Here is a 22,154-nt window from a genome sequence, read left to right on the forward strand (position 1 = left end):
GGTTCGCTTAAAATTGATTAGATATTGGAGTGTGACGTGAAACCAGTTCGTCTGGCAATCCTCGGTCTTGGTACTGTAGGTGGTGGTGCCCTTAAACTTTTAAAAGAAAACGCTGCTGAGATCAGACGTCGCACCGGTCGAGAAATTGAAATTACCCATGTGGGTACACGTCGTCCGCGTCCTGATTTGGATCTTCCAGAATCAATTAAACAAAGTGCTGATTTACTCGATATCGTTCGTCAGCCAGATGTTGACGTTGTGGTTGAAGTGATGGGCGGTATCCACCCTGCCTATGAAGTCATCATGGAAGCCATGAAACATGGCAAGCATATTGTTACTGCAAATAAAGCTTTACTGGCTGAACATGGTAATGAGCTATTTAAAGCGGCCGAAGATAATGCCGTGCAGATTGCCTATGAAGCAGCGGTTGCCGGCGGCATTCCAATTATCAAAGTGATTCGTGAAGGCTTGGCAGCCAATAAAATTGATTGGCTTGCCGGTATTATTAATGGCACAGGCAACTTCATCCTCAGTGAAATGCGTGAAAAAGGTCGTGCTTTTGAAGATGTGCTGAAAGAAGCTCAAGAACTCGGTTATGCCGAAGCGGATCCTACCTTTGACGTAGAAGGTATTGATGCTGCACATAAACTGACGATTTTGGCTTCATGTGCATTTGGTATTCCGCTACAGTTTGACAAAGTATTTACTGAAGGGATTGGCAAAGTCACTGCACAAGATGTGAAATATGCAGAAGACTTAGGTTTCCGTATCAAACACTTAGGTATTGCACGCCGTACCGATGCCGGAATTGAATTACGCGTACACCCGACCCTCATTCCAGATGATCAACTGATTGCCAATGTCAACGGCGTGAAAAATGCCATCTTGGTACAAGCCAATGCCGTCGGTCCAACACTGTATTACGGTGCAGGCGCAGGTGCAGGTCCAACAGCTTCTGCTGTGGTTGCTGACGTCGTCGATATTGTCCGCGACATCATTTATACCGAAGATGGTGCCGGAACCATTCCGCAATTGGCCTTTGAAGCGCTCACGGATTTGCCAATTTTAACGCGTGAACAAATGACCACTGGCTACTACATTCGTATTAATGCCGAAGATCAAATGGGCGTCCTTGCAGATGTAACGACTATTTTAAGTCGTGCCGGAATCAGTATTGATGCCATCATGCAGCAACCGCGCTTAAAAGACCTTATTCCGATCGTGATTTTAACTGATCCTATCGTTGAATCAAAAATGGATGAAGCGTTAAAACAGATTCAAGCATTGCCTTTCATTCATGGCGAAATTGTACGGATTCGTTTAGAATCGCTTGATAATTAATCGGGTTGAGGGGAGTATTTCCCCTTGCCAAGCTCTACACACAATTGGAACATCATCATGTCTAATGCCAATCGTTATACTGGTTTAGTTGACCGTTATCGTGACCGTTTACCAGTATCTGCAACCACTCGTGCAATCTCTTTAGGCGAAGGTAATACGCCACTGATCAAGCTTGAGAACATTCCACGCATTATTGGTAAAGATGTTGAAATCTATGTGAAGTACGAAGGCTTAAACCCGACTGGTTCATTTAAAGACCGTGGTATGACCATGGCCGTAACCAAAGCGGTTGAAGAAGGCTCTAAAGCCATTATTTGTGCCTCTACCGGTAACACCTCAGCTGCAGCTGCTGCTTATGCTGCACGCGCAAGCATCAAAGCATTCGTTTTAATCCCGGAAGGCAAAATTGCCATGGGTAAAATGGCACAGGCAATGATGTATGGTGCAATCACTATGCAAATTCGCGGCAACTTCGATGACGGCATGCGTCTTGTTAAAGAAGTGGCTGATCAAGCACCTGTAACCATTGTAAACTCAATCAACCCTTACCGTTTGCAAGGTCAAAAAACCATTGCTTACGAAATCGTTGAAGCTTTAGGTCGTGCGCCTGATTACCACTGCTTGCCAGTCGGTAACGCAGGTAACATCACTGCACACTGGATGGGTTATACCGAAGCAGTTGCAAATCAGCCGAAAGAACAGTTTGAGCAAGTGATTTACGACGCTGAAACAGATGCTTTCACTGGTCCTAAACCTGCTGGCCTTCCAATTATGGCAGGTTATCAAGCATCTGGCGCTGCACCGTTCCTACGTGGTGGCCCTGTTGCAAACCCTGAAACTGTTGCGACTGCCATCCGTATTGGTAACCCACAAAGCTGGAACCATGCGAAAGCGGTTGTTCGTGACTCAAACGGTTGGTTTGATGAACTGACTGATGCTGAAATTCTTGAAGCACAGCGTTTACTTTCAATGTACGAAGGCGTGTTCGTAGAACCTGCTTCTGCAGCGTCTGTGGGCGGCGCAATTCGTGACATCAAAGCTGGCAAAATTAAAGAAGGTTCAGTGATTGTTTGTACTGTTACAGGTAATGGTTTGAAAGACCCTGATACTGCGATCAAACAATGTTCTGATGCTGTCATGCTGTCTATTGATGCAACAATGAATCAAGTGAAAGAATCGATTCTTTCTAATATGTAATTCTTAGCATCATTAGAAATAAAAAAAGTCCTGCAATTGCAGGACTTTTTTTACGTTATGAATAAAGCGATATTAGATCAACGAAATTAGATACGTTTTGGTAACTGGCTTGCCCAACTCATTAAACGGGTTGCATCATTGGTACGTGCTTGTGAAGAATCTGCACCCAGCAACACTACAACCGCCGGACGATTATTTAAGGTGGTATGCATCACTACACAACGTCCTGCTTCATTGATATAACCAGTTTTTGAAATATTGATATTCCAGCCCCCATTACGAACTAAAGCATTGGTGTTGTTTGATTTCAATACCCGATAACCTAAATTGAAGTCATAGTTAGGTGTAGTCGAGAATTGACGAATCAAACTATATTGTGATGCCGCATTGACTAAAATACCCAAATCACGTGCTGAAGCGACATTACGTGGATGTAGGCCTGTGGATTCCATAAAATGTGCAGAATTCATACCCAGAGATTTGGCTTTGGCATTCATCGCACTCACAAAAGCGGCACGACCACCTGGATAAGTCCGGGCTAAAGCAGCTGCTGCTGGATTTTCAGATTTCATCAAAGCAAAAAGCAAGGCTTCTGCACGGTTCATGCTGTCACCGGCACGCAAGGTTGAACTTGAGCTTTTACAACCTGAACAGGAAAAGTCTGCTTGTTGCAAAGTGATCTTTTCCGACATATTCAAACGTCCGTCAGAGATCACCACTGCGGTCATGAGTTTAGTAATGGATGCAATCGGGAAAGCGGTATTACTGTTTTTGCTATATAAAACTTCGCCTGTTTGACCGTCCATCACTAAAGCAGCACGTGCATTGACAGAGGGTTGATCGCCAAAGCTTGAATTATTCAGAATTTGCACAGTTTTAGGTGCAGAATGACTAACCACACCATTAGAACTACGTACCGAAGTGGTAATTTTAGTTGAACCTTGTGGCGTGGGTTCTTCGGTCAATGCCGAACCATCACCATTGAGTAATTGTTTGGCATCTTCAGAAGACCAATTTAACGCAGCTTGACCTGTGCCTCCAGAAGCATCCATGATGAGTTCTGCAAAACTACTAGAACTCATGCTAAGTAAGATGGACATACCCAGCACATGCATTAAAGACTTGTTCGAATTTTTCACGATGGTTTACTCAACTCATGGAGGCAAGATACATTTGTGTATTACCTCAAATATGCCTTACATTTAAACATAAAGGTGAACATTTTTTACGCATAAACCTTTATGCTTAACATTTCACTTAAAGATTGATAATAGGATTGCTAATTTTGTCATTTCATTGCAAGCTTATTTTGCTTTATGTAACAAAAAAATTGCTTTTTTTATATGAGGGGAGAAATAGGTGATCACAGTTTTAGTAGTAGATGATCATGAGTTAGTACGTACCGGGATTTGCCGAATGCTCGAAGACCATGCGGATGTTCAAGTGATTGGTCAGGCTGAATCTGGGGAAGAAGCGATTACCTTAGTCCGTCACCATCATCCCAATGTGGTTTTACTTGATGTGAATATGCCGGGCATCGGTGGGGTAGAAACCACCCGCCGTCTGTTGCAAACCGCACCTGAAACCAAAGTTGTCGCTGTGAGTGGCTTGGCTGAAGAACCCTATCCGTCATTATTGCTTAAAGCAGGCGCAAAAGGTTATATCACCAAAGGCGCACCTGTGACTGAAATGGTTCGTGCCATCAATAAAGTCATGCAAGGTGGCAAATATTTTAGTGCAGACATTGCCGAGCAACTGGCCAGTTCATATCTTTCAGATACCCAGCAATCACCATTTGATGCACTCTCTGAACGTGAAATGCAGGTTGCGATGATGGTAGTGAATTGTATTAGTGCACAGGAAATTGCCGATAAACTTTTTGTCAGTGTCAAAACCGTGAATACTTATCGTTATCGTATCTTTGAAAAGTTAAATTTAGATAGTGATGTGAAACTGACTCATTTAGCCATTCGTTATGGGCTGATTAAACCTTAATGACTTTCCTTGAGAACTTCCCTTAAGCTTTTTAGAAGACATGCATGACGCAAAACACCAAAAACTTTGAGTTTAATCAGTATCATTTAGGCATCTGGTATGGCGCCTACAGACTGATTATTGCGACATGTCTTCTGCTGATTTTTCTACTCACTTATCAACACTTAAATACAGATTACCGCTATCCACAGCTCTATCTTTATGTACTCATTTGCTTTGTAGCGATAGGCTGCATGCAACTGCTTAGTCTTAAAAAAATACGAGCCAACATTCCCCAACAACTGACGCTGTTATTTGCTGTCGATGTCATTGCTTTAAGCTTACTGACTTTCGCATTGGATGGTCCGAATCTGCATTTAAGCCTGCTATTCGTGATTACCATCTTTGCCGCTTCTTTATTATTAGATGCAAAAAAAGCCTTAATCATTACCCTCATCGCTGTTATTAGCGTGATTTATCAAATATTTTTAGGCAGCATTTTTGATTTTTCTTCACTCAATAATATTGGCAATAGTGCCTTATTGGCTTTTCTGTTTTTTGTGGTTTATGGCAGTGCGCAAATTGTGGTACGGCGTTTCCAATTGCTGGAAAATTTGAATTTTTCTCAATCCTTGGAACTCAATCGACTGCAAAATTTGAACCGTTATATTCTGGAACAGATTGAACTGGGTTATCTGGTTTTAGATGAAAACTGTCACATCGTGCTGAGCAATCCTGCGGCGTGTATGCTGTTAGGCATTCCCCCATTCTATGCCTATGACAAATCTCCTTTATACAAAATACAGCCTGATTTATTTGAATTAATTAAATTTGAGCAACTGCAAGATGGTGAAAGATTTCAATTCGAATCCCAGCTGAGCCGTTATCATATGCATATCGAAGTGCAAAAATTAATGGTTCCCCATCAAACCCTGACCCTGTTGGTGCTGCAAGATGCCGGCAAGCTCAATCAAAGGGTACAACAATTAAAACTGGCTGCCTTAGGACAATTGTCTGCCAGTATTGCCCATGAAATTCGCAATCCTCTGGCGGCGATTGTTCAAGCCAATGAACTGTTGCTAGACAGTGATCTAAATCAACAAAACCTATTAAGTCAGATGATTGCAAAGCAAGCACAGCGCATTGATCGTATTATTCAGGATACACTGAATATGGTGCGAAATAGAGAAACGCATCCGGCTAAGATCCAGCTGAATCAATTTATCCCTCAAATGATTCAAGAAGATTTATCTGATATCATCCACCAAATTCGATGCAACATACAAAATAAAATTTCGATTACTTTTGATGAAGCACAATTTCGCCAAGTCCTGATTAACCTGATTCGTAACGCCATTCGTCATAATTCACCTGAATACTCTCATATTGAGTTAAACATTTACTCACATGAATCCAATGTCCGAATTGACGTTCTCGATTTTGGTACAGGTGTGGCATCCAAAGATTTGAGCTATTTATTTCAACCTTTTTTTAGTACCGAAATCACGGGAACTGGTTTAGGATTGTACTTATCACATAGTTTTTGTGAAGCAAACCAAGCAAAACTCAACTATGTAGAACAAAAACAAGGGGCATGCTTTCGAATTGAATGCCTACGTGTTGCTTTAAATTAATATTGCTGGGGTGTAATTGTGGAAAGACAACCACTTGTTTTATTGGTGGATGATGAGGAAGATTTGTGTACGCTGATGCAAATGTCTTTATCACGCATGGGCATCAAAACGCATATCGCACATCGTCTTGAACAGGCGAAAAAACGCTTATCTGAAAATAAATATGATGCCTGTTTAACGGATTTGAATTTACCAGATGGTAATGGACTGCAATTGGTAGAATGGATTGGTCAACATCTTCCAGCCCTACCTGTGGCTGTGCTGACCGCATATGGCAATATGGAAATTGCGATTGCGGCATTAAAAGCAGGGGCTTTTGATTTTGTCAGCAAGCCCATCAATCAGAAACACCTGGAACAACTCTTACAAAAAGCTTTGAATAAACCAATCGAAAACTTCCAAAGCAAAGAAGATAGTCTGGAACAAAAATTATTGATTGGCCAATCGCTGCCGATTCAACAATTACGCATTACTTTAAATAAAATTGCCCGTTCTCAAGCACCAGTCTTTATTACCGGTGAATCCGGCACAGGAAAAGAAGTCATTGCCAATCTGGTACATCGACTCAGCAATCGTAATGAAGGGCCTTTTATTGCAATTAACTGTGGCGCTATTCCAACGGAACTGATGGAAAGTGAACTGTTTGGACATAAGAAAGGCAGCTTTAGCGGTGCAACTCAGGACAAACAAGGTCTGATTCAATCTGCACACGGTGGTAGTCTGTTTTTAGATGAAATTGCTGAACTGCCTTTAACCATGCAGGTCAAACTGCTTCGTGCCGTACAAGAAAAACGGATTCGTCCCGTCGGTTCAGATGCTGAAATTGATGTCGATTTTCGTGTGATTAGTGCCAGCCATCAAGACTTGGAAGCATTGGTGCAACAAGGTAGATTTCGACAAGATTTATTCTTCCGTATTCATGTGATGGATCTGGTTCTTCCGCCACTGCGTGAACGTGGTGATGATATTATTTTATTGGCGCATCATTTTATTCAAAAAATTAGTCAGGAATGGAGTATCCCTCAAAAACAACTGACTGAACGCGCGAGAAACTTTTTGCTGAGCCAATATTATCCGGGTAATGTTCGAGAGCTGCGTAATATTATCGAACGCGCCATCACCCTGAGTGATGAGGATAAAATTGATTTACCGCATCTACAAAGTGCGCCGTTGCGTTATCCAACGGTGACACCTTTGGATCATCAGCAAGAAGCTAGTAATGTTTTTCGTAGTGACATTTTAGTTTCTGCTAAAAAGTTACCCGATGAAGGTTTAGAGCTTTATCTGGAAAATATTGAAAAAGATATTTTACTCAATGCCCTAAACTTAACCCATTGGAACAGAACGCTTGCAGCCAAAAAACTGGGCATGTCTTTTCGTTCTCTACGTTACCGCTTAAAGAAATTTGGCTTAGATACGGATGATGAATAAACCGTTATTTACGGTTTAGAATGATTTCTGCAACATGTTCCAGATAGTTTTCCTCTTTCATTTCATGTTGCGGCAGGTATTGCTGATTCGGCTGAATTCCGACCCCTTCAATCATCTGCCCTTTAGGGGTGTAGTAATGCGATACCGTCATCTGTAAAGCGGCACCGTTGGAAAGAGGAAATAGCTTTTGCACCACCCCTTTTCCATAGCTTTTCTCCCCCACGACCCATGCGCGACCATGGTCTTTCATTGCCGCAGTAAAGACTTCGGCGGCTGAGGCAGAACGGTTATTGATTAATATGCCTAGCTTTAAATTTTGAAATTCAAAACTCGGTAAAGCTTGAAATTGTTGATCACCTTCAGAACGACTTTTGGTGGAAACAATCACGCCCTGATTCAAAAATAAATCGGCCGTTTCAACTGCGGCAGACAATAAGCCGCCTGGATTATTTCTTAAATCGAGCAACACCGCTTTCAGACGTGAGGAAGAACGCTCTTCAATTAGACGTTTAATTTCATTGGCAGTATCTTGCTGAAAAACTTTCACTTTGATCACTAAAACCTGATTATGCAAGACACTGGCTTGTATATCGGTTTCTATTTTTTTATTACGCACCAAAATAATCGGGCTGCTATTTTGTGCCAGTTGCAAAGTTAAGGTCGAACCAATCGAACCATTAAGTAAACTATTGACCTGATCATGATTGAGTTTTTTCAGTTCTTGATCATCAATCTTAAATACAGCCACACCATTGCGCAAACCTTGCTTGGCCGAATCGGCATTATCCTTTAGACCATGAATAACCCATTGATGTAACTGCTGATCATAAATCAGTTCAAAATCGACAGAGGCTATATCGCCTTCAGTATATTGTAATAATTGCTTATAATCTTCAGGACTGAGGTAGCGAGAATAACGGTCTAGACCACTAACCAGACCTTTAATCGCTTGTTGAAATAATGCATCATCATTTTTAGCATCAACATAATTTTCTTTGACAATGCTATAGATTTGAACAAATTGCTGAATCGATTCCACCGGAACTTCAGCATAATTTTGTTCGACTTCATCATCAAAATCTAAAACAGGCTGATCTTTCACAGCAGCAAGTGCAGAATGGCTCACACAGATGAATAACGTTGTTAAAGTGACAACCATCTTCCAGCGTTGTAAAGCCATCCTTTCACCTGTTTGTCGTGTTAATTTTATGATTTTAAAGTAATTAAATTTCGACCTTTCATTTCTTCAGGTACAGGAATTTGCATTAAGCTCAACAATGTTGGCGCGACATCTGCCAGTACACCACCTTCAGCAATCGTCGCAGAGGTTGGTCCTACGTAAATGAAGGGAACCAATTCCGTCGTATGCTGAGTATGTACCTGACCACTTTTGTAGTCCTGCATTTGCTCGACATTACCATGGTCAGCGGTAATCAGCATATGGCCTTTTTGTGCCATCACTGCTTCATATACACGACCTAGGCAGGTATCGACAGCTTCAACAGCTTTCACTGCAGCATCAAATACACCGGTATGTCCGACCATATCACCATTGGCAAAGTTCACCACCAACAAGTCATATTCACCTGAATTGATTGCAGCAACCAATTCATCCGTGACTTCATAAGCACTCATTTCAGGCTTAAGATCATAAGTCGCCACATTTGGAGATGGAATCAGGATACGTTTTTCACCTGGATATTCATCTTCACGGCCACCACTGAAGAAGAAGGTCACGTGCGCATATTTTTCAGTTTCAGCAATACGCAGTTGGGTTTTACCCAAGTTTGATAAATATTCACCAATCGAGTTTTTCAATGCTTCTGGCATATAGGCAACAGGCGCATCGATTGTCGCTTGGTAACGCGTCAACATCACAAATTTAGACAGGTTTGGAACTACTTTACGCTCAAAACCAGCAAACTCTTTTTCGACAAAGGCTTTGGTGATTTCACGCGCACGGTCGGCACGGAAGTTCATAAATACAACGCTGTCGCCATCCTGAATTTTAGCCAACTCACCAATACGGGTAGCTTTGACAAATTCATCCGACTCATTTGCCGCATAAGCCTGTTCCAGACCTTCAACCGCGGTTGCTGCGGTACGTGCAGCTTCACCTTCAGTCAATAGACGATAGGCTTGTTCAACACGATCCCAACGGTTATCACGATCCATGGCAAAATAACGGCCAATCATGGTCGCAATACGACCTTGACCCGGATATTGTGCAAAGACTGCATCTAATTTTTCCAGTGATGGTTGTGCACTTTTTGGCGGAGTATCACGGCCATCCAGAAAAGCATGCAAATAAACTTTTGCACCACGTTTCAGTGCCAATTCCACCATTGCAACAATGTGGTCTTCATGCGCATGCACGCCACCTTGTGACAATAAACCCATGATATGTACAGCACCACCCGCTGCTTTGGCTTTTTCTACCGCATCAATCAATACTTCATGTTCAAAAAAAGCGCCGGTACGAATATCTTTGGTGATCCGGGTAAAATCTTGATACAGCACACGACCTGCACCGAGGTTCATGTGACCCACTTCAGAGTTGCCCATTTGACCATCCGGCAGTCCGACATCTTCGCCCGAACCTGAAATCAAACCATGTGGATGCTTTTGTTGCATAGCAGTTAAATTTGGTCGTTTTGCTGCCAGAAAAGCATTGTCTTCGACCGCTTCGCGATGACCCACACCATCCATAATTACCAATACGTGAGGGATTTTGCCAGCAGTTGCATCCGTCATAATGAACACTCTTTTGTTTACAATTTCATCGTCATATCTTACCGAATTTTCGGTCAAGACTCTATGTGCAGATCATGACTAAAGCGGATCATGCACATTGTTTTTATCACTGTAGGGTCTGTTGAGACTTCGTCTATGTTTGCCATTTATGAAATGTTAACAGACCCTATTCAACAGTTAACGTGCGCGTCGCAGCAGATAACCGCCCACTAAAGTCATGAAAATAATCGGTACAAATACGAACCATGCCGGCGAAGGTGAATACACCAAACTTGCATAGCCCAAGAAGTCTTGCAGATAGAAGAATCCCAAGCCAATAAATAAGGCAATCACCAAACGAAAACCCATCGACTGTTGACGCAAGGGACCAAAAATAAAGGAACATGCAATCAGTACCAAGGCAATGAGTGCAAATGGCGAACCGACTTTTTGCCAAAATGCCAGCTTATAGGTTTTCGGTACTTGGCTGTATTGATGCATATAACTCATAAAGCTCACCAATTGACTCGGCGATAAATCTTCAGGGTCAATCGTAACCATATGCACATATTTTGGTTGCAAGGCTAAAGCCAGAGGCAACTGATCGGTTTTTACCAGGGTTGAATTACCTTGCGGCAAAATATCCATTTGCGCAGCACTTTTTAGATTCCAATCACCATCTTTAACGAACTGACCTTGCTCGGCATTTAAAACACCTTTCAAGCGATAACTATCATCAAAGTCAACCACCTGGACATGTTTCAGCTGACCTTTGGCATTGGCATAATCAATATAGATAAAACGCTGACCTTCGCGAGTCCAGTAACCATTGACTTCACCCAGTGAACTGACACTGCGGTGATCTTTCACGCTTTTGGCTTGCTCGTTGGTATAAGGAATCACCCATTCACTGAGTACAAAGGACAAAACCACTAAGATTAATGCGGAACGAATCACCCAACCGACAATGCGCCATAAGCTAATACCGACTGAACGCATCACTACCAGTTCACTATTGGAAGCCAAAGTGCCCAGACCAAGCACAGCCCCAATCAATGCAGAGATCGGTAAAATTTCATACAGATAATTGGGTGCACTCCATAACACATATTGCAGTGCCTGCCATGCATTATAAGTTTCATTCAAGGAACCCAATTCACCTAAATAGGTAAATAAAACTTGCAGAACCGATAAAATAACCGTTGCACCCAACATGGCTAATGCCGTGGTTTTGGTCACATGTTTGGCAATGATTCGACGTGCTAACATTTTTAAGACCTCACCTGCTGAATTCGTTTCTTGATTTTAGGGGCGAGCTTTTGTTTTCGGGAGAACAATGCTCCAGCAATGCCATACACGATCAACACCAAAGGATATGCCCAAATCCCTAACTCATCTTTACTGACACGGGTTTTCACTGCCATCAGTGCCACAATCAAACTGGCGAAAATAAGTAAAGCCGGGAATAGTTTTAAATAGCGTCCTTGACGAGGACTCACTTCTGAAAGTGCAATCGCCAAGATTAAAGCCGCAACCACTGAAAATGGAACGAAGATCCGCCAACCCAGTTCACTCGCAACTACAGGATCATCACGATTGCTCCATAGTTTCGCTATGGGTAACGCTTCGACTTCGGCACTTTCAAATTTGGCTTCGGTATCACTTTCTAAACGTAAACGATAAGATTGAAACTCTGCTTGAGTATATTTCGGTTTTCCGGGGAAAATTTCGTAACGGCGCCCTTCATATAAATCGACAATACTGGCCGTTTCATTGGCAACTTCTACACGAGTTGCTTCCTTGGCCAAAATCATCACGTCAGGTTTACCCGGGTTTTCCGCGCGTTGATAGAAAAACACATCTTTGAGATTACGACGATCTTCTGACAAATCCCCGGCATAAATGGTATAGGGGCCTGAGGAAATAAACTCTTTTGGACGCACTAAATCGAAACCGGTTCTGACCGCCTGATTGGTCGTCAGCTCTTCAAACTGGCGAATCCCCCACGGAGACATCCACACCATCAACACGGTTTGAACAGCAAGAAAAACCACAGTAAGCGGAATCAGTAAGCGCCCCAGCTGATGCCGACTGACACCACTGCCGTTGAGGACTGCCATTTCATGGTCGACATACAAACGACCAAACACCAGCATCAAACCGATAAAAAAGCCGAGTGGAAGAATCAGGGTTAAAAATTCTGGCAGTCGGTAACCAATAATACTGAACAAAATACTGACATCTAAACGACCTTGTGCCGCCACACCAAAGTACTTGATCAGTCGACCACCCATCATGATCAAGGTAAGCAAGGCAATCACAACCAAGGATGTAGACACCACTTGCTTGACCAGATAACGCCGAATAATCAAATTAATTCTTCCAAAAAAGAGGCTAATAAAAACTAGCGCTAGTTTACCCGAATGGTGAAAATATAAAACCTATACTGTTGTTGCGCATTGAAACTCTATTCATAGAAATGTTTCAATGGTTTAATGGTTTGCAAACTTTCAAAGGCATGAATACAGAACATGAAACTGACAATTAATACGTCATTCCAAGAGAATGCATCTAGCCCCTATTTGTTGATATTAGTCGATTCCGAGCAGCTTCAAAAGGCAGCGACTGCCTATGAAATCAATGATTTAAATACTTTAGTAGAAGCCGCACAATTCAAAGCTGGTCTAAGCGAATCTTTACCCCTTATCGGGAAAGTGGCGGCATGTAGCAATAGTGCGCTCATTGGGATCGATAAAGCAGCTGAAATTCAGCCGGCTAAATTAGCAAAAATCGCACAAACCATTATCAAAGCGTCACAAAAAAAATTCAAACAGATCAGTATTGATATTTCTGCCTTAGCACCTGAACATCATTATTTATTTGCTTTGGCTTTAACCCAAGCCGGTTATGCTTTTGATGAATATAAATCGAAGAAAAATGAATTCATCCTTGAAGAAATTCATCTCATTTCAAGCAATAGCACTTTAAATTCACAACAACTCAGCTTGATCCATGCAGTGCAATCGGGTCAAAGCTTGGCACGTGATTTAGGCAATCGTCCGGGAAATATCTGTTTCCCTGAATATCTGGCGGAACAAGCACAAGCATTGGCGGCTGAATATCCTGAACTATTAAAAGTCACCGTTCTTGATGAGCAGCAAATGGCTGACCTCGGCATGGGCGCTTTCCTGGCAGTCAGCAAAGGTTCAGATCGTCCGGGACGCATCATTACCATGGAATACCAGGCCAATACCGAACAGGCGCCTATCGTACTGGTGGGCAAAGGCGTGACTTTTGATACCGGCGGCATTTCACTCAAACCTGGTGCGGGTATGGATGAAATGAAATTTGACATGTGTGGTGCAGCTTCTGTACTCGGTACGATGCGCGCACTCTGTGAATCCAAACTGCCAATTCATGTAGTCGGTACCATTGCTGCAGCTGAAAATATGCCTTCAGGTCATGCAACCCGTCCGGGTGATATCGTGACCACGATGAGCGGTCAAACGGTAGAAATTTTAAATACCGATGCTGAAGGTCGTTTGGTTTTATGCGATACCTTGACCTACATCAAACGTTTCAACCCTGCTCTGGTGATTGATATCGCAACCTTAACCGGTGCATGTGTGGTTGCCTTAGGTTCGGTTCTAACTGGCCTGTTTACACCGGATGATGAACTGGCTGCGGAAATCAGTGCTGCTGGTCAAACCTCATTTGACCGTGTATGGCGCATGCCGGTGCTTGAAGATTATCAAGAGCAACTTGATTCTCCATTTGCCGACATTGCCAATATTGGTGGACCGAAAGCCGGCTCGGTGACTGCAGCATGTTTCTTGCAACGCTTCACCCGTGAATACCGTTGGGCACATTTAGACATCGCTGGAACAGCATGGAACTCAGGTACAGCGAAAGGTGCAACTGGTCGCCCTGTTCCATTACTGGTTCAATTCCTGGCGAATCGTGCGCAGTCGAATGGCTAAAGTTAGCTTTTACTTATTTGAAAAAAGTCCCGAACGGCAAGTGGAAAGCACTTGCCGTTTGTGCCGTAAGATTCTGAAACAGCCTGAACATATCTGGTTGTATTGTGAAGATTTGGACTTGCAACAGCAGTTAGATGAACGATTGTGGAGTTTTGATCCCAGCAGTTTTATTCCGCATGGGATTGATCAAGAACGCGCTACAATTTGTATTTCAGCTCGACTGCCGCAGCAATCTGACTGGATTGTGTTTAATTTTAACAATCAAGCTATTGAACAGATTGATAAATTTAGTCACATTATAGAAATCATCGAAAATAATGAATCGGCAAAACAGCTGGGGCGTGAAAAATTTAAACAATATCGACGCCTAGGTATTGAACCGCGAACTTTCAAGCTTTAGCCGATCAATTGCAATAAGGAGATATGTGGTGGCATTAAATGTCGGTCAAGATTTTAAACAGCGCTGGTTAAATGTGCCTGAGGCTGTTCGTCAGGCATTTATTGATGACCTACACCGCGTCTGCAATGTGCTGAAACCTGAAACCAATATTCAAAAGTGGTTAGAAAAAGATAAAGAAGCACAACAGCTCTCTTATGAAAAAATTGAACGTGCTTATATCGAACGTAAGGCACAATTGATTGAAGAAGCCCGCTTGCGCAAGCAACGTGCTTTAGAACAGTCACTGGAAAAAAACCGTGCAGCACAAGCTGCCTATGCTCAAGCATTGCAGTTAGATGAAGCCAGACAGTTTGCCGAACAAACTCAAACCTTGGCCTTTATTCGTCAAACTTTAGATCATGAAACCCAAGTTTATACAGCGCGTTATCATAAGAATCCTGAAGGCTCAGCACTGAATTTCTCCAGAGGCATGCTGTCGATTCATGACCATGAAGTACTCTCGGAACTGGAAAGCGTGCGTTTACGTTTAGAGTTAGAAGCTGAGACCCTCATTGAACAGGCGGTGACGGTATTTCGTGCCAAGTTACATCAAGCCAGCCAAGAAGAAATTGACTATATTTTGAAAAACTCTGATTTATCAACAGAGAAACCAAAGCACTAATTTCTTATCTCTATTGATCTAGGCTATTTTTCTACTGTCATATAAATGACATGTTTATGTCACAAGATAGTCATGTTTTTAAATAGATTTAAAAACATGACTATTGAAATGCTTAAACATCATCTTATTCAGGAAGAAAAAATGGATATCTTGAACCAAATTTCCACTCAAATTGCGGCACTGGATTCGGGTGAAAAATGGAGTGTATCTGCTCAAGATTTATGGATTAGCCATGCCGACTTCCACTCAGTTTCAATTTATATTTCCCGAGAAGCGGAAAAAGGACAATTTTCTGTTTCTACTCCAGTGGCATTAAGCTCTTGGGTTGCCAGCACATCTGTCACGATTACCAAACACTGAAATAGATCAATCAAAACAGTCCACTTCGGTGGGCTATTGTTATTTTAATCAATATAATAAATTTAATTTTTTATTCAATTCAAGTAAATTTAAATACGACCCGAATCATTAAAAACTAAATTAAATCTACGGCAAGTCCCAGCATATTGCCTACGCCATAGCCCATACCTAATAACAAGCTAATCCAGATCAGCCCGCCTACTACGTTATAAAGCATAAAACTAAAAATATTCATGTGCCCCGCCCCTGCAGCAAAAGGTGCAAATGAACGGACAAACGGCACAAAGCGTGCAACCAGAATGGTTTTTCCACCATGTCTGGTAAAATAATGATTGGTTTTAACAATATATTCAGGTTTCAAAAACCGTGAATGTTCATGAAAAAATTTAAATCCCAACACCTGACCAGTATAATAATTGACGATATAGCCCAATACAGAAGCACTAAAAAGTAATAGCCCCATATAGTGTAAATGGATCACATCGGTGGTTGAACATAGTGCGCCAATGGCAATCAGCAAGCTGTCCCCAGGCAAGAAGAACATGAATACAGAACCAGTTTCTGCAAAAATGATCAGAAATAAAATGGCGTAAATCCACTGACCATAGTTGTCCAGTAAAGTCGGTAACCATTGTTCAATATGCATTAAAAAATCAAGCATTTGCACCTACCCACTTGCACTTTATTATTTGCATAAATTACTAAAAACCATAAATAAAAATAAAAAAACAGCCTAATTTTTCAACCAGACTGTTTTCTATTCTATGGATTTTTACTTCAAGAAGCCATTTTCTGCCAGAAATGCCATACTTAATTTGGATTGTTCTTTTGTTTCAGCCGCTTTATCACCAAGCATTAAACGTTCGATATAGCGCGCTAAAACATCGACTTCCAAGTTGACTTTAGCACCGGTTTTCCATGTGCCAATATTGGTTCTTTCAGCCGTATGCGGAATAAGATTGAGACTAATCACATTACCGCGTAAATGGTTAATGGTCAGACTAATACCATCCACAGTCACCGAACCTTTTTCAGCTAAATATTTGGCAATTTCAGCCGGCGCAGTCACTTCATAATAAATTGAACGGGCATCTTCACGCACAACAGTAATTTCACCGACAGCATCGACATGACCACTGACAATATGACCGCCAAAACGTGTGGTTGGCAGCATGGCTTTTTCCACGTTCACGCGCTGACCCACTTTCCATGTGCCTAAGGTGGTGCGATTTAAACTCTCGCGCGAGACATCGGCAGCGTACCAGTTTTCGCCCCATTCAATCACAGTGAGGCAAATGCCGTTAGTGGCAATTGAATCGCCCAAATGAACATCCGACATGTCGAGACTGGTGCCAATACGCAAACGGACATCACCGCCCACGCTTTGTAAACTTTCCACTTTGCCTAGACTTTCAATAATGCCTGTAAACATAACTTGTTCTCTATTTATATCTTTGTTTTACCACAATGCCAGTTGTGTACTCACGCCGGTGGTATCGACACCACCCAGTTCAGCAAAATGATACAACTGACCCAAGAGTTGGCGCAGCGGTGGACCAGATTTGGCATGGGTATCGGTAATCACAATAAACTCTAGTACACGTGCGCGTTCTGACTGGCGTTGTTTGCTGACACGATAGCGTGGTACATCTTGCGTGAGCAAAGTCACACGACCACGTTTTAAGTTCGCCTGTAGCAAATCACCGGCTTCAATATTACCATCGGTAGAATAACTGGTCAGAATATAACGTGCATTAATTGTCGCAACCAATTTCTCATAGGCTTCTTTGGCATGCTTGGAAGAGTTGTATTGACTTGGACGCTCTTTACGCCATGCACGGTCAATCCCGCTCTTGTAGCCTTTGGTATCTGGAGTCGGCAAATCAGCCTGATCCCACAAGGTTAAAGCATTCAGTACATGATAGTTACTACCATACGCATGCTGGTTATACGGTGGATCCAGATAAGCCACATCCACTTCAAAGCTGCTCATTTGATTGGCAAGATGCTGAGCATCGACACACCACATTTCTGCTGCCGGTTTTTTCGGTTCGCCAATGGCACAGAAACGACTGGGTGTCAGCCAGAGTAATGATTCAATTCGTTCCAAAGCGGTTTGGGTTTTACCACCCCAACCATGATGGAAACTTTTGAATACCCCACTGGTATTGCTGACAAAACTGGCTGAATAAAGCAAGGGCGCAAGCAAGGCACTCATCTCGACATCATCAATTGCCCCTTGTGCCTGCCACGCGGCAATTTGCTGACGGATCGCATCGATACGCATGCCATTACGGCGTTTGAAAAATAGACGATCACGTGCCGGATCATAAATTTCGTCATTACGCGGACACAGGTTATGCGTTACCCAGCCTTTGACTTCCGGCAAACGATTCAGGTAATCAATAGCTTTCTGATAACCACCCAACTCTTTAAATGCCGGTGCTTCTGTGCAGGATAAAATTGCACTATTTAAAGCATGGCTATACGGTTCCCAGTCATTGGCAATCACACGATAACCATTTTGACGCGCCAGACGTGAAACCACACCAGAGCCTGCAAAAAAGTCAGCGAAAATCGGGGCACGACCATTTTTGCTATTTAATGTTCCCGTGCTCTCAAGTGCTTCCAAAATCAGATGAAGTAAACGACGCTTATTGCCTAAATACGGAACAAGCTGATTGAAAAGATATTCGTCTGTGGTACGTGCTGAATGACGACGTTTATGATAAACCGAAGACTCTGAATTCATACTGTCTCTTGAGAAGGGATTAACCTTAAGCGCACATCATCCCCCAATTGGGTGACCTCCATGAGCTTAAATCGAAGTTGCTCTGCCATACGGCTAAATTCCGCACTAAACATTGCACGTGCTGTTTGACCTAAAAATGTTGGTGCAACATAGCTGATCATTTCATCGACTAACTGTTGTTGTAAAAAGGCAGTCGATAATGTTGCCCCCGCTTCCACCAGCACATCATAAATTTGATGTTGCGTAGATAGGGTCTGTAGCAAGTCTTTTAAAGGTTGTACTGCAAATTGTAGCACGCCTAAATCAGCAAGTTCCTGACGGAACGGTCCCATGACCATGAGCGTATCGGGCTGCTGAAGTATTTTTGCGTTGAGGGGTAAACGTCCCTGACGATCGAGCACCAGACGTTTGGGCTGAACAATGCTGGTGATATCTTCAATACCATTCAGCTGACGCACATTAAGCCGACAATCGTCTGCAAGTACCGTTTCAATCCCGGTAATGACCACACCAGAAATGGCACGCCAATGCTGCACATCTTGACGGGCTTCAGGTCCGGTAATCCATTTCGATTCCCCTGATGCCATGGCTGTACGACCATCAAGGCTTGAAGCCACTTTTAAACGGACATAAGGTATACCGGTTGCCATGGCTTTAAGAAAACCAAGATTGAGTTTTTCTGCTTCTTGTTCACAAATGCCCACTTCAACTTCAATGCCGGCATCTTTTAGAATTTGTACACCCTTGCCTGCCACCAGTGGATTCGGATCAGGACAAGCGACAATTACTTTAGCCACACCTGCTTCCACCAAGCCTTTGGCACAAGGTGGTGTACGACCATAATGTGCACAAGGTTCTAAAGTCACATAAGCAGTTGCGCCTTTGGCATGATCTGCTGCCTGACGCATGGCAAAGACTTCCGCATGCGGTTGTCCTGCTCGAGGATGAAAGCCTTCTCCGACCAGTTGACCATCTTTAATGATCACACAGCCGACATTTGGATTCGGTTTGGTTGAGTATTGTCCAAGTTGCGCTAATTCAATCGCACGTTGCATCCACAGCTGATCTTGGTGAATGGGATCTTGGCTTAACTTAGACATCTTCAAACTCTTTTAGTGTTCACGGTGTTGCATTTGTTCAATTTGACGTCGAAAAGCTTCTACATCCTGAAAGTCTTGATACACCGAGGCAAAACGTACATAGGCCACATGATCGAGAGCAAATAAGGATTGCATGACAATTTCACCAATCATTCGTGATTTGACATCACGCTCACCCAGGCGGCGAATTTGTAATTGGATATCGCTGAGGACAGTTTCAATTTGCTCTTGTGTGACTGGTCTTTTTTGTAAAGCATGCATCAATGAACGGCGCATTTTCGCTTCATCAAAAGGTTCGCTCTTGCCGTCAGATTTAATCACCCGGGGCATCACAACTTCATAGGTTTCAAAGGTGGTAAAGCGTTCTCCGCAACTAATACATTCACGACGTCGACGAATTTGACAGCCTTCAGCAGCCAAACGCGAATCGATAACTTTACTATCTGCGGCGTTGCAAAACGGACAATGCATAGCGGTTTAATTGAACAAATCAAATCGGATTTAGAGTGTAGCAAAAATTCTGCCCTTTGTAGAGACTTACGCAAGATATGGAAAAAAAACAGCCCTTACGGGCTGTTTTACACAATATATTGATTATCGGTTTTTATATTATTCGACACGTTCACCATGTTGACTTAAGTCTAGACCCATACGTTCGTCATCCGCTTCAACACGAATCCCAATCACCAAGTCAATCAATTTAAGAATGATGAAAGTCAGTACTGCAGAGTAAGCAATCGTTGCAAGTACACCTTCAATTTGCACCCATAATTGATGCATCATATCTGCAGGGACTTTATCACCCATGATGAATTCACTCGCGAACACTGCCGTTAAGATTGCACCGACAATACCACCCACACCATGTAGACCAAAAGCATCTAAAGAGTCATCGGCTTTAAGTGCACGTTTAAGCGCAGTAATACCCCAGAAGCACACGACACCGCCAATTAAGCCCATTGCCATTGCACCGCCTACAGTCACGAAACCTGCTGCAGGGGTAATCACCACCAGACCGGCAACCGCACCAGATGCACCACCCAATACAGAAGCTTTACCACGAACCACTTTTTCAGTAATTAACCATGCAATTGCTGCGGCCGCCGCTGCAACTTGAGTTACAACTAATGCATAACCAGCAGAACCGTTAGCACCCAGTGCAGAACCACCGTTGAAACCGAACCAGCCTACCCAAACCAGGCTTGCACCGACCACAGTTAAAGTCAGGTTATGTGGCGCCATTGATTCACGGCCCAAGCCCATACGTTTGCCAAGCATGTAGGCAGCAACCAGACCTGCGACACCCGAGTTAATGTGAACGACCGTACCACCAGCAAAATCCAGTGCACCGTCGTTACCTAACCAGCCGCCACCCCATACCCAGTGGGTAATTGGTGCGTAAACCACAACACTCCAAATGGTAATGAATGCAACGAAAGCGCTGAATTTCATACGTTCTGCAATCGAACCTGTAATGATAGCTACGGTAATGATCGCAAAGGTCATTTGGAAAATAACAAATAGAATTTCTGGAATTGTTCCGGTTAAGGCATCTGTGGTAATGCCGGATAACATGATTTTATCCAAGCTACCAATGAATGCATTTCCTTCGCCAAAGGCTAAGCTATAACCGATCACCACCCAAGTAATACTTACGACTGCCGCTGCAACAAAGCTATGTGCCATTGTGCCGAGGACATTTTTCTTGCGAACCATACCACCGTAGAACAGGGCCAAACCTGGAATAGTCATCAATAAAACCAGTGCTGTAGACACTAAAATCCATGCGGTATCACCTGTGTCTAATTTTACTTCTTCTTCGACAGGTGCTGCTGTTGCTTCAGCTGAAGCAGGTGCCGCAGCTAATTCAGAATTTGTTAACGATGTATCAGCAGTTTCAACTACTGTGACATCTTCAGAAGCAGCGGATGTTGTTACGGCTTCTTCAGCCCATGCAACAGAACCACCTAAAAGTGCGCCAGACAAACTCAGCGCAATGAGCATTTTTTTCATTCGTATCCCCCAACCTAGTATTTTTTGAGTTATTAGGTACTCAGCAAACTTCGTGCCAAATTAGACAGCGTCTGCACCTGTTTCACCGGTACGAATACGGATGACTTGTTCTAAATTAGTAACGAAAATTTTACCGTCACCAATTTTTCCTGTGCTTGCAACACGGGTAATCGATTCAATCACTGAATCAACCATGTCATCGCTAATAGCGATTTCAATTTTTACTTTAGGCAAGAAATCAACGACATATTCAGCGCCACGATAAAGTTCAGTATGACCTTTTTGACGACCAAAGCCTTTGACTTCAGTTACGGTGATCCCTTGAACACCAATGTCAGAGAGTGCTTCACGCACGTCATCTAATTTAAAGGGTTTTACAATTGCAGTTACGAGCTTCATGTTTGTTTTCCTTCGGCTTCTTTCACCAGTAAGGTTTTATGTTCAAATTTCGTGCCAAAATTTCTAAGGTTGGGGGAAAATAGAGAGTTTTGACACGAGTTTTCTTTATAACCTATTTTATACTTTTAAACGTAGTCCGATCTTAAAAAAAGAGTCATTTTTATTATAAAATTTACGAT

General features: G+C 42.8%; 21 protein-coding genes. 9 read left to right on the top strand and 12 right to left on the bottom strand.

Annotated elements, in window-relative coordinates; genetic code table 11:
- The first annotated feature begins 36 nt into the window (after positions 1-36).
- Together B9T23_RS03980 and thrC are read left to right on the top strand one after the other, a co-directional pair.
- Entirely contained in the window at positions 37-1,341 is a 1,305-nt protein-coding gene (locus B9T23_RS03980; protein WP_086193082.1) for a homoserine dehydrogenase, read from the top strand.
- Between the two features lie 57 nt (positions 1,342-1,398).
- A complete protein-coding gene (gene thrC / locus B9T23_RS03985) occupies positions 1,399-2,538 on the top strand; it encodes a threonine synthase (protein ID WP_086193083.1) in 1,140 nt (379 codons plus the stop codon).
- Positions 2,539-2,624: 86 nt separating this feature from the next.
- Here the strand turns inward: thrC and B9T23_RS03990 are convergent, their stop codons facing one another.
- Positions 2,625-3,677, bottom strand: a complete 1,053-nt coding sequence (locus B9T23_RS03990; RefSeq protein ID WP_143222497.1) for a serine hydrolase — start codon at positions 3,675-3,677, stop codon at positions 2,625-2,627.
- A gap of 220 nt (positions 3,678-3,897) precedes the next feature.
- Between B9T23_RS03990 and gacA the strand changes: the two genes are divergently transcribed.
- From gacA to B9T23_RS04005, 3 genes are read left to right on the top strand one after another with little or no spacing between them, the layout of a single operon-like run.
- Positions 3,898-4,533, top strand: coding sequence for a response regulator transcription factor GacA (gacA, locus tag B9T23_RS03995; RefSeq protein WP_067722434.1), 636 nt, complete (start codon positions 3,898-3,900; stop codon positions 4,531-4,533).
- 44 nt (positions 4,534-4,577) lie between these two features.
- Positions 4,578-6,146 (top strand): sensor histidine kinase, encoded by a 1,569-nt coding sequence (locus B9T23_RS04000; protein WP_086193085.1) that lies wholly within the window; start codon positions 4,578-4,580, stop codon positions 6,144-6,146.
- 15 nt (positions 6,147-6,161) lie between these two features.
- Positions 6,162-7,577, top strand: a complete 1,416-nt coding sequence (locus B9T23_RS04005; protein WP_378320495.1) for a sigma-54-dependent transcriptional regulator — start codon at positions 6,162-6,164, stop codon at positions 7,575-7,577.
- A gap of 4 nt (positions 7,578-7,581) precedes the next feature.
- Here the strand turns inward: B9T23_RS04005 and B9T23_RS04010 are convergent, their stop codons facing one another.
- From B9T23_RS04010 to lptF, 4 genes are all read right to left on the bottom strand, one after another.
- A complete protein-coding gene (locus tag B9T23_RS04010; RefSeq protein ID WP_086193087.1) occupies positions 7,582-8,757 on the bottom strand; it encodes a S41 family peptidase in 1,176 nt (391 codons plus the stop codon).
- A 26-nt stretch (positions 8,758-8,783) separates the two neighbouring features.
- A complete protein-coding gene (gene gpmI, locus B9T23_RS04015; RefSeq protein ID WP_086193088.1) occupies positions 8,784-10,331 on the bottom strand; it encodes a 2,3-bisphosphoglycerate-independent phosphoglycerate mutase in 1,548 nt (515 codons plus the stop codon).
- Between the two features lie 177 nt (positions 10,332-10,508).
- Complete coding sequence (gene lptG, locus B9T23_RS04020; RefSeq protein WP_086193089.1) at positions 10,509-11,579, bottom strand: LPS export ABC transporter permease LptG; 1,071 nt, start codon at positions 11,577-11,579, stop codon at positions 10,509-10,511.
- A gap of 2 nt (positions 11,580-11,581) precedes the next feature.
- A complete protein-coding gene (gene lptF, locus B9T23_RS04025) occupies positions 11,582-12,682 on the bottom strand; it encodes an LPS export ABC transporter permease LptF (protein WP_067722442.1) in 1,101 nt (366 codons plus the stop codon).
- 159 nt (positions 12,683-12,841) lie between these two features.
- Here lptF and B9T23_RS04030 point away from each other — a divergent pair, with 159 nt between their 5' ends.
- The 4 genes from B9T23_RS04030 to B9T23_RS04045 all read left to right on the top strand — a co-directional run bounded on the left by B9T23_RS04030 (position 12,842) and on the right by B9T23_RS04045 (position 15,711).
- Complete coding sequence (locus B9T23_RS04030; RefSeq protein ID WP_086193090.1) at positions 12,842-14,290, top strand: leucyl aminopeptidase; 1,449 nt, start codon at positions 12,842-12,844, stop codon at positions 14,288-14,290.
- On the top strand, positions 14,283-14,690 hold the full coding sequence (locus B9T23_RS04035; RefSeq protein WP_086193091.1) for a DNA polymerase III subunit chi: 408 nt from the start codon (positions 14,283-14,285) through the stop codon (positions 14,688-14,690). Before B9T23_RS04030 ends, B9T23_RS04035 begins: the two co-directional genes overlap by 8 nt.
- Positions 14,691-14,715: 25 nt before the next feature.
- Entirely contained in the window at positions 14,716-15,351 is a 636-nt protein-coding gene (gene blhA, locus B9T23_RS04040) for a cell division protein BlhA (RefSeq protein WP_228145894.1), read from the top strand.
- Positions 15,352-15,447: 96 nt separating this feature from the next.
- The gene (locus B9T23_RS04045; protein ID WP_378320476.1) at positions 15,448-15,711 is read left to right on the top strand and encodes a hypothetical protein; all 264 of its coding nucleotides are present in this window, start codon (positions 15,448-15,450) and stop codon (positions 15,709-15,711) included.
- 115 nt (positions 15,712-15,826) lie between these two features.
- Here the strand turns inward: B9T23_RS04045 and B9T23_RS04050 are convergent, their stop codons facing one another.
- From B9T23_RS04050 to glnK, 7 genes are all read right to left on the bottom strand, one after another.
- Positions 15,827-16,372: a VTT domain-containing protein gene (locus B9T23_RS04050; RefSeq protein ID WP_086193093.1), complete on the bottom strand. Its 546-nt coding sequence runs from the start codon at positions 16,370-16,372 to the stop codon at positions 15,827-15,829.
- A 111-nt stretch (positions 16,373-16,483) separates the two neighbouring features.
- On the bottom strand, positions 16,484-17,143 hold the full coding sequence (locus B9T23_RS04055; RefSeq protein ID WP_067722454.1) for a riboflavin synthase: 660 nt from the start codon (positions 17,141-17,143) through the stop codon (positions 16,484-16,486).
- A gap of 27 nt (positions 17,144-17,170) precedes the next feature.
- Entirely contained in the window at positions 17,171-18,463 is a 1,293-nt protein-coding gene (locus B9T23_RS04060) for a DNA adenine methylase (RefSeq protein WP_086193094.1), read from the bottom strand.
- Positions 18,460-19,563 (bottom strand): bifunctional diaminohydroxyphosphoribosylaminopyrimidine deaminase/5-amino-6-(5-phosphoribosylamino)uracil reductase RibD, encoded by a 1,104-nt coding sequence (gene ribD / locus B9T23_RS04065; protein WP_086193095.1) that lies wholly within the window; start codon positions 19,561-19,563, stop codon positions 18,460-18,462. Before ribD ends, B9T23_RS04060 begins: the two co-directional genes overlap by 4 nt.
- Positions 19,564-19,575: 12 nt before the next feature.
- Complete coding sequence (gene nrdR / locus B9T23_RS04070; protein ID WP_067722460.1) at positions 19,576-20,034, bottom strand: transcriptional regulator NrdR; 459 nt, start codon at positions 20,032-20,034, stop codon at positions 19,576-19,578.
- A gap of 138 nt (positions 20,035-20,172) precedes the next feature.
- The gene (locus B9T23_RS04075; RefSeq protein WP_086193096.1) at positions 20,173-21,576 is read right to left on the bottom strand and encodes an ammonium transporter; all 1,404 of its coding nucleotides are present in this window, start codon (positions 21,574-21,576) and stop codon (positions 20,173-20,175) included.
- A gap of 60 nt (positions 21,577-21,636) precedes the next feature.
- On the bottom strand, positions 21,637-21,975 hold the full coding sequence (glnK, locus tag B9T23_RS04080; RefSeq protein WP_067722465.1) for a P-II family nitrogen regulator: 339 nt from the start codon (positions 21,973-21,975) through the stop codon (positions 21,637-21,639).
- Positions 21,976-22,154: the final 179 nt, after the last annotated feature.

It is taken from the genome of Acinetobacter terrae (genome assembly GCF_002135195.1).
GTDB lineage: Bacteria > Pseudomonadota > Gammaproteobacteria > Pseudomonadales > Moraxellaceae > Acinetobacter > Acinetobacter terrae.